Origin of the sequence: Paenibacillus sp. UNC496MF, from assembly GCF_900113915.1 — a bacterium.
Lineage (GTDB): Bacteria > Bacillota > Bacilli > Paenibacillales > Paenibacillaceae > Paenibacillus_Z > Paenibacillus_Z artemisiicola.
Genome location: NZ_FORE01000006.1, coordinates 86,527 through 92,658, shown reverse-complemented (window position 1 = coordinate 92,658; position 6,132 = coordinate 86,527). Strand labels below are relative to the sequence as shown.

The following is a 6,132-nucleotide window of genomic DNA, read 5'->3' as shown; positions in this document are numbered from 1 at the left end:
GCCGGGGGCAGCGGGGACGCGAAGCCGGGAGCCGGGAGCGATGCGAACGCCGGGGGCAGCGGGGACGCGAAGCCGGGAGCCGGAAGTGATGCGAACGCCGGCAGCAGCGGGGATTCGAAGCCGGGAGCCGGGAGCGGCGCGAATGACGGAAGCGGAAAGCCGCAGAAAGCGGCGCCCCCGGTCACGCTGGACCGGCCGTCCCAGCCCGCGGCGGCTTACGGCGGCCCGGACGGCGCCAAGCTGGTTGCGCTGACGTTCGACGACGGCCCCGACAACAAGTACACGCCGAAGATTTTGGATATTTTGAAAGCCAAGCACGTACACGCGACGTTCTTCGCGGTCGGCACGCAGGTGAAGCGCTACGGCGCCGTCATGAAGCGGATCGTGGCGGAAGGCAGCGAGATCGGCAATCACAGTTATTCGCATACGGATCTGTCCAGGCTTGACAGCGCTCATATCATGAATCAAATTAAATGGACGGACACCTTGATCCGGAAGCAAGCCGGCTACGTGCCGCGCCTCGTGCGCGCGCCGTACGGCGCCTCCTCGCCGCTATTGAAGCAGATCGTGGCGGACAACGGCCGTTCCCTGGTGTTTTGGACCGTGGATACCCGCGACTGGGAAGGCGCGTCGGTCACCGCGATGCGGGCCAACGTGAACAAGAACGCGCATCCCGGCGGCATCATTCTCATGCATTCGTTCGGCAGCAAGCATCTCGCCAATACGGTGGAGCTGCTGCCGCTCGTCATTAAGGATTTGCAAGCGAGGGGCTTTACGCTCGTCACCGTCAGCGAGCTGCTGGACGTGAAAGCGAAGCACGCGGCCGGGAAAGCGAACGGCGCGGCGGGCGGCGCCCAGGACGGCGCGGACGCGAAAGGCGGAGCCGCCGGCAAGGACGCCGGCGGCGCGAAGGGCGAAGCGGCCGCGGGCGTCGTCGCCGGCAAAGGCGGCGCGGGCGCGCTGGGCGGAGCATCGGGAGCGGGCGATGCGGCGGGAGCCGGGGCGGCCGGCAAGGGCGCCGGCGGCGCCAAAGGCGGAGCGGCCGGCGGCAAGACCGGCGCATCCGGCGCGGACGCGGCGGGAGCGGGCGGCAACGCCGGGAAGCGTGCCGGCGGAGCCAAGGGCGATGGGGCCGGCGCAGTCGACGGCAAGGCCGGAGCGCCCGGCTCGAACGCGAAAGACGGGGTCAAGGCCGGCAGCTAGACCGGTGCGGACGCGACTCTGGGCCGCGCTTCGCGCAGGCCGCCGAAGACGCCCCGGCGGAGGGGTGGATCCCGCCCGGCGCAAGGGTATGGAAGAATAGCCGAAAGGAGCGCATCCATGCGGATTCGACGACATTTCATACGGAAGGCGCTCCTGCTCGGCGGGCTGGCTTCGCTGCTGCTCGCCGCGGGCTGCCAGTATACGACGACGCCGGCGGATCTGCTGATGGCGCCGAAGCCGGTGCCGGAGAACGCGGCGCTGACGGAAGCGCTGCGGACGATTTTGCCGCTGCAGGCGAAGCTGTCGGTCGTGACGCACGAGGAAGCCGACTCGGCGATTCTGCAGCTGGACGGCGACGGGGACGGCCGGAAGGAGGCGTTCGTCGTCTTCGCCGACGAGAGCGGCACGCAGCGCGTGATGGTGCTGGAGCAGACGTCGGACGGCTGGCGGCAGCGGTTCACGTTCGCGGAGACGTCCGCCTACGGCGTGGACGTGCTGCGCGACGCGGACCTCGACGGCGACGGCATCCCCGAGCTGATGATCGGGTGGAACCAGTTCGGCGAGCCGCAGCATATATTAACGCTCTATCATATCGGCCGGGAGGCCGGGGAGACGGGGCCGCCGAAGCCGCTCGCGGAGCTGCCGTACGACACGATGGGCATCGGCGACGCCGACGGGGACGGCAGCCCCGAGATCGGATTGATTCAGCTCCAGCGGCTGAAGCTGACCGCCGGGCTCGACCTGTACCGGTTCACGGGCGGCGAAGCGGTGAAGGCGGCGTCCGCTCCGCTCGACGGTTCGGTCAACGCCTACCTGCAGGTGAAGCTCGGCCAGCTGGCGCCGGACAAATACGGCGTCGTGGGCGATGCCGCGATCGGCTCCAATTCGTCGACCACGACGATGCTCGCATGGGAGGACGGGAAGCTCGTGCAGATTTATCCGCCGAGGTCCCCGAGCGACGAGAACGTGCAGACCAACGCGAACGCGGTGCTGAGCGGCGACGCCAACGGGGACGGCATGCTCGACATCCCGCTGCTGGCCGAAGCGCCGGGGCAATCGGACGGCGTGCCGTACAGCGATCTGCTCTGGATCGAGGTCGATAAGCAGTGGAACGGCCGCGGCGGTTTCCTCGTCGTCGCGAGACGGTATGCGGACGCGGGCGATACTTACGCGATCCAGATTCCGTCCGAATGGACGGGGTTCACGTTCCGGCGCCCGGCGGACGGCAGCCCGAGCGACATCGCGCTCGACGCGTACGACGAGGAATCCGGCCGGCGGGCCGAGGTGCTGACGGTGCGGGTCGCGGCGCTCGATGCCTGGGACGACCGGGAAAGCAAGCTCCAGGCGGACGAGGCGCGGTACTTGAAGCTTGGCGCGGCGGACGGGCTCGTCTATTACGCGGTCTGGCACGACAAGCTGCAGGAGGGCGGCAGGCTGAGCGCCGCCGGGCCGGGAAGCTTTCCGCCGGACGAAGCGGAAATGAAGCGGCTGTTCAAGCTGCAGGCGCCGTAGAGAGACAAAGGGATGTTTGCGAAAGGGGGACTGCCGCATGCGGATATTATTCTTGGAGGATGAAGAGGCGATTCGCGGCTTCGTTCGCATTAATTTGAAACGCAACGGCATGGAAGTGACGGAGGCCGAGGACGGGGAGACCGCGCTCGCGCTCGCGAAAGCGGCCGTGCCGCCGTTCGATATCGCCTTGCTGGACGTGATGCTGCCGACGATCAGCGGGTTCGAGGTGTGCGAGCAGCTGCGGCAGCTGTTCCCGCGTATGGGCATCGTCATGCTCACGGCGAAGTCGCAGGAGGAGGACAAAATCCGCGGGCTCGAGCTCGGCGCCGACGACTACGTGCAGAAGCCGTTCAGTCCCGGCGAGCTCATCGCCCGGCTGCATGCGCTGAAGCGGCGCATGATGCCGTACGGCGAGGAGCAGCGAGCGGGCGTCGGCGGGGCCGATGGTGCCGCCGGCGGAGCCGCGGCCGAAGGCACAGCCGAGACGGCCGAAGGCGCCGCGGGCGGCCGCGCCGAAGCGGGCGGCACCGCGCCCGGCCAAGGCGGCTCCGCGGCGGAGCCGCGCGGCGCAGCGCCGGACGCCATCGGCGCCGGCGCGGGCAGCGCAAGCGGCCCCGCGGGCGGCGCGGGCGGCGAAGCCGCCGCCGATCCGGCCGCGGCCGACGCGCCGCCGTCAGCCGGCCATCGCCGCCCGGTCCGTCCCGGCGACATCGCCTCCGGCCCGTTCCTCCTCTCCGCGTCGGAGCGCCGTCTCTGGAAGGATAACGTCGAGATCGTGCTGACGCCGACGGAATGGACGCTCGTGAAGCTGCTGATGGAGCGGGACGGCGAAGGCCTGAGCCGCGACGATATTTTGAATTCGGTGTGGGGCCGCCATTACGTCGGCGATCTGAAGATCGTGGACGTGAACATCCGGCGCATCCGGCAGAAGATCGAGGTGCGGCCGTCCGATCCCAAGCACATCGAGACGCTGTGGGGCTACGGCTACCGCTGGAACCGGGGCGACGGGCAATGAGCAGCACCAGCCTCCGCTCCCGGCTTGTCTGGAATTACGGCGTGCTCATCGTGCTCGTCGTCGTCATGCTCGGCTCCCTGTTCGGCACGCTCGTCTGGAATTACTACTATTCCAGCGCGGTCAGCTCCGTGCTGCAGCGGGCGCAGACGGAAGCGGCGCTGCACAACCGGCAGATCGCGGACGAGCCGACGAAGGAGAAGGCCCGCTACATGCTGCAAAACATGGCCGCCGGCACGGCGCATCTCCAGCTGCTGACCGGCTCCGGCGCGATCATCGTCGACAGCGACGGCTTCGACGGGAACGGCAAGGTCATCGACACCCCCGACGTCCGCGCCGCCTTGGTTCACGACAAGGGCATCTGGCGCGGGCGCGATCCCGTGACGAACGAGCGCATCATCGCGGTGACGCTGCCCGTCAAGGAAGGCGCGCGCATCGCGGCCATGTTCCGCTACACCGCGTCGCTCTCGACGGTGGACCGGATCATCGCCAACATCCTGTGGCTGACGGTGCTCGTGGGCTCGACCGTCGTGCTGCTCTTCTTCACGATGAGCGTGCTGATCGCGAACCGGATCGCCCGCCCGATCCGCAACCTGACGAAGGTCGCGGAGAAGATGGCCGAGGGCGACTGGAGCCGCCGCGCCGCGCCGCGCGACCGCGACGAGATCGGCCGGCTCGCGGAGACGCTGAACACGATGGCCTCCGAGCTGACGCGGCGGGAGAAGCTGAAGGAGGATTTCATCTCCTCCATCTCCCACGAGCTCCGCACGCCGCTTACGTCCATCAAGGGCTGGAGCGAGACGCTCGCCTCCGGCGATCCCTCGGACGTCGAGGAGCTGAACCTGGGCCTCGCGATCATCGACCGGGAGACGGAACGGCTGTCCGGCCTCGTTGAGGACCTGCTCGACTTCTCCAAGCTGTACGCCAAGAGCATCGTGCTCCATCCCGAGATGCTGGACGTCCGCAGGACGCTCGAGGAGACGCTCCGGCAGTTCGAAGCCCGCGGGCAGCGGGAATCCGTGACGATCCGCGGCGATCTCGGCGACGAGGAGCTGACGGCGAAGGTCGATGCCGACCGGATGAAGCAGGTGTTCATCAACGTGATGGACAACGCGATGAAGTTCACGCCGAAAGGCGGTTCGATCCTGGTGGGCGCGGGACGGCAGGACGGCTTCGCGCGCCTGACGATCCGGGATACGGGCATCGGCATCCCCCCGGAGGACCTGCCGCATGTCACGGAGAAGTTTTACAAGGGCACGAGCCAGCGCTCCGGCAGCGGCCTCGGGCTCGCGATCTGCAAGGAGATCGTGGAGCTGCACGGCGGCATGTTCCGCCTCGACAGCGCCGTCGACGTCGGCACGACGGTCACGATCCTGCTGCCGCTCATGACGGACGCGCAGCGGCAGGAAGAGAAGCAGGAGCAAGGATGAGGCGCGCCGGCAGCCTGCCGCCCGGCCGCCCGAACGCAAACTAACCCGATCGGCCTCGCGCCGGCTTGCAGGAGCCGGACGAAGCGATCGGGTTTTTCGTAGGCCCGCACGCGCGGGCGGAGAGCTACTCCTTGTAAAACAATGATTTGCGCTTGTTGACGACGAAGCCGACGGCGATCAGGGCGAGGACGACGACGATCGCCGACAGCCAGCGCTCGTGCAGCCAGTGGAAAAGGGTTTGCATAGGGAAATCCTCCCTTGGCGGGTTTTAGAACTAGTATGGCTGAAAAGGAAAATCGTATACGACGGCGGCGCTGCTTCTACGCACGCGGTCTTCGGCAGGGGATGGATAGTTCTGGGTGCGGCGGAGAATCCTAGTGGACGGCGGACCGCGGCCGAAACGCCCGGATCCGGCCCATACTCATACGCGACGGAGGAACCGATCATGCAAAACTTATATACCGCGGACGTTACGGTCACCGGAGGCCGCGAGGGCAAGCTCGCCTCGAGCGACGGGCTCCTGAACCTGGAGCTGCGGATGCCGAAGGAGCTCGGCGGCGCGGGCGGCGCCGGAACGAACCCGGAGCAGCTGTTCGCGGCGGGCTACGCGGCCTGCTTCGAGAGCGCGCTGAACCTCGTGTGCCGGATGCAGAAAGTCAAGGTCGAAGGCACCGAAGTGCGGGGCCGCGTCACGATCGGCAAGGACGACGACGGCGGTTTCGCGCTCGCGGTCCAGCTGGACGTGACGCTGAAAGGGATCGAGCAGGCGCAGGCGCAGGAGCTGGCGCAGGCGGCGCATCAGGTGTGCCCGTATTCCAAGGCGACGAGGGGCAACATTCCGGTGGACATTCGCGTCGTATAGCCGGCGGCCGCAGCGCCGATTCGCCCCTAGCACGGAAAAGCAATCCGCCCGCCGGTTCGTCCGGCCGGCCGGGTTGCTTTTTTTCTGCCCGCGACGGAAAACCGTTTCGCCCT

General features: G+C 67.9%; 5 protein-coding genes and 1 pseudogene. All 6 read left to right on the top strand.

Annotated elements, in window-relative coordinates; genetic code table 11:
- The coding region (locus BMZ79_RS09040) for a polysaccharide deacetylase family protein (protein ID WP_090638942.1) at nucleotides 1-1,203 on the top strand (1,203 nt) is incomplete at its 5' end.
- A gap of 117 nt (nucleotides 1,204-1,320) precedes the next feature.
- Nucleotides 1,321-2,715 (top strand): hypothetical protein, encoded by a 1,395-nt coding sequence (locus BMZ79_RS09035; protein WP_090638940.1) that lies wholly within the window; start codon nucleotides 1,321-1,323, stop codon nucleotides 2,713-2,715.
- A gap of 37 nt (nucleotides 2,716-2,752) precedes the next feature.
- Nucleotides 2,753-3,121, top strand: a pseudogene (locus BMZ79_RS09030) (response regulator transcription factor); the annotation flags it as partial.
- A complete protein-coding gene (locus tag BMZ79_RS35575) occupies nucleotides 3,113-3,730 on the top strand; it encodes a winged helix-turn-helix domain-containing protein (protein ID WP_177222111.1) in 618 nt (205 codons plus the stop codon). The pseudogene BMZ79_RS09030 and the gene BMZ79_RS35575, both read left to right, overlap by 9 nt.
- Nucleotides 3,727-5,157, top strand: a complete 1,431-nt coding sequence (locus BMZ79_RS09020; protein ID WP_090638938.1) for a sensor histidine kinase — start codon at nucleotides 3,727-3,729, stop codon at nucleotides 5,155-5,157. The genes BMZ79_RS35575 and BMZ79_RS09020 overlap by 4 nt, the downstream gene beginning before the upstream one ends.
- Nucleotides 5,158-5,602: 445 nt before the next feature.
- Nucleotides 5,603-6,019: an organic hydroperoxide resistance protein gene (locus BMZ79_RS09015; RefSeq protein ID WP_090638936.1), complete on the top strand. Its 417-nt coding sequence runs from the start codon at nucleotides 5,603-5,605 to the stop codon at nucleotides 6,017-6,019.
- The last annotated feature ends 113 nt before the right edge of the window (nucleotides 6,020-6,132 follow it).

What these genes read in the sequence shown, in the direction of transcription:
- BMZ79_RS09035 (WP_090638940.1), top strand. Translation starts at nt 1,321, where the DNA reads ATGCGGATTCGACGACATTTCATACGGAAGGCGCTCCTGCTCGGCGGG.
- BMZ79_RS35575 (WP_177222111.1), top strand. Translation starts at nt 3,113, where the DNA reads ATGATGCCGTACGGCGAGGAGCAGCGAGCGGGCGTCGGCGGGGCCGAT.
- BMZ79_RS09020 (WP_090638938.1), top strand. Translation starts at nt 3,727, where the DNA reads ATGAGCAGCACCAGCCTCCGCTCCCGGCTTGTCTGGAATTACGGCGTG.
- BMZ79_RS09015 (WP_090638936.1), top strand. Translation starts at nt 5,603, where the DNA reads ATGCAAAACTTATATACCGCGGACGTTACGGTCACCGGAGGCCGCGAG.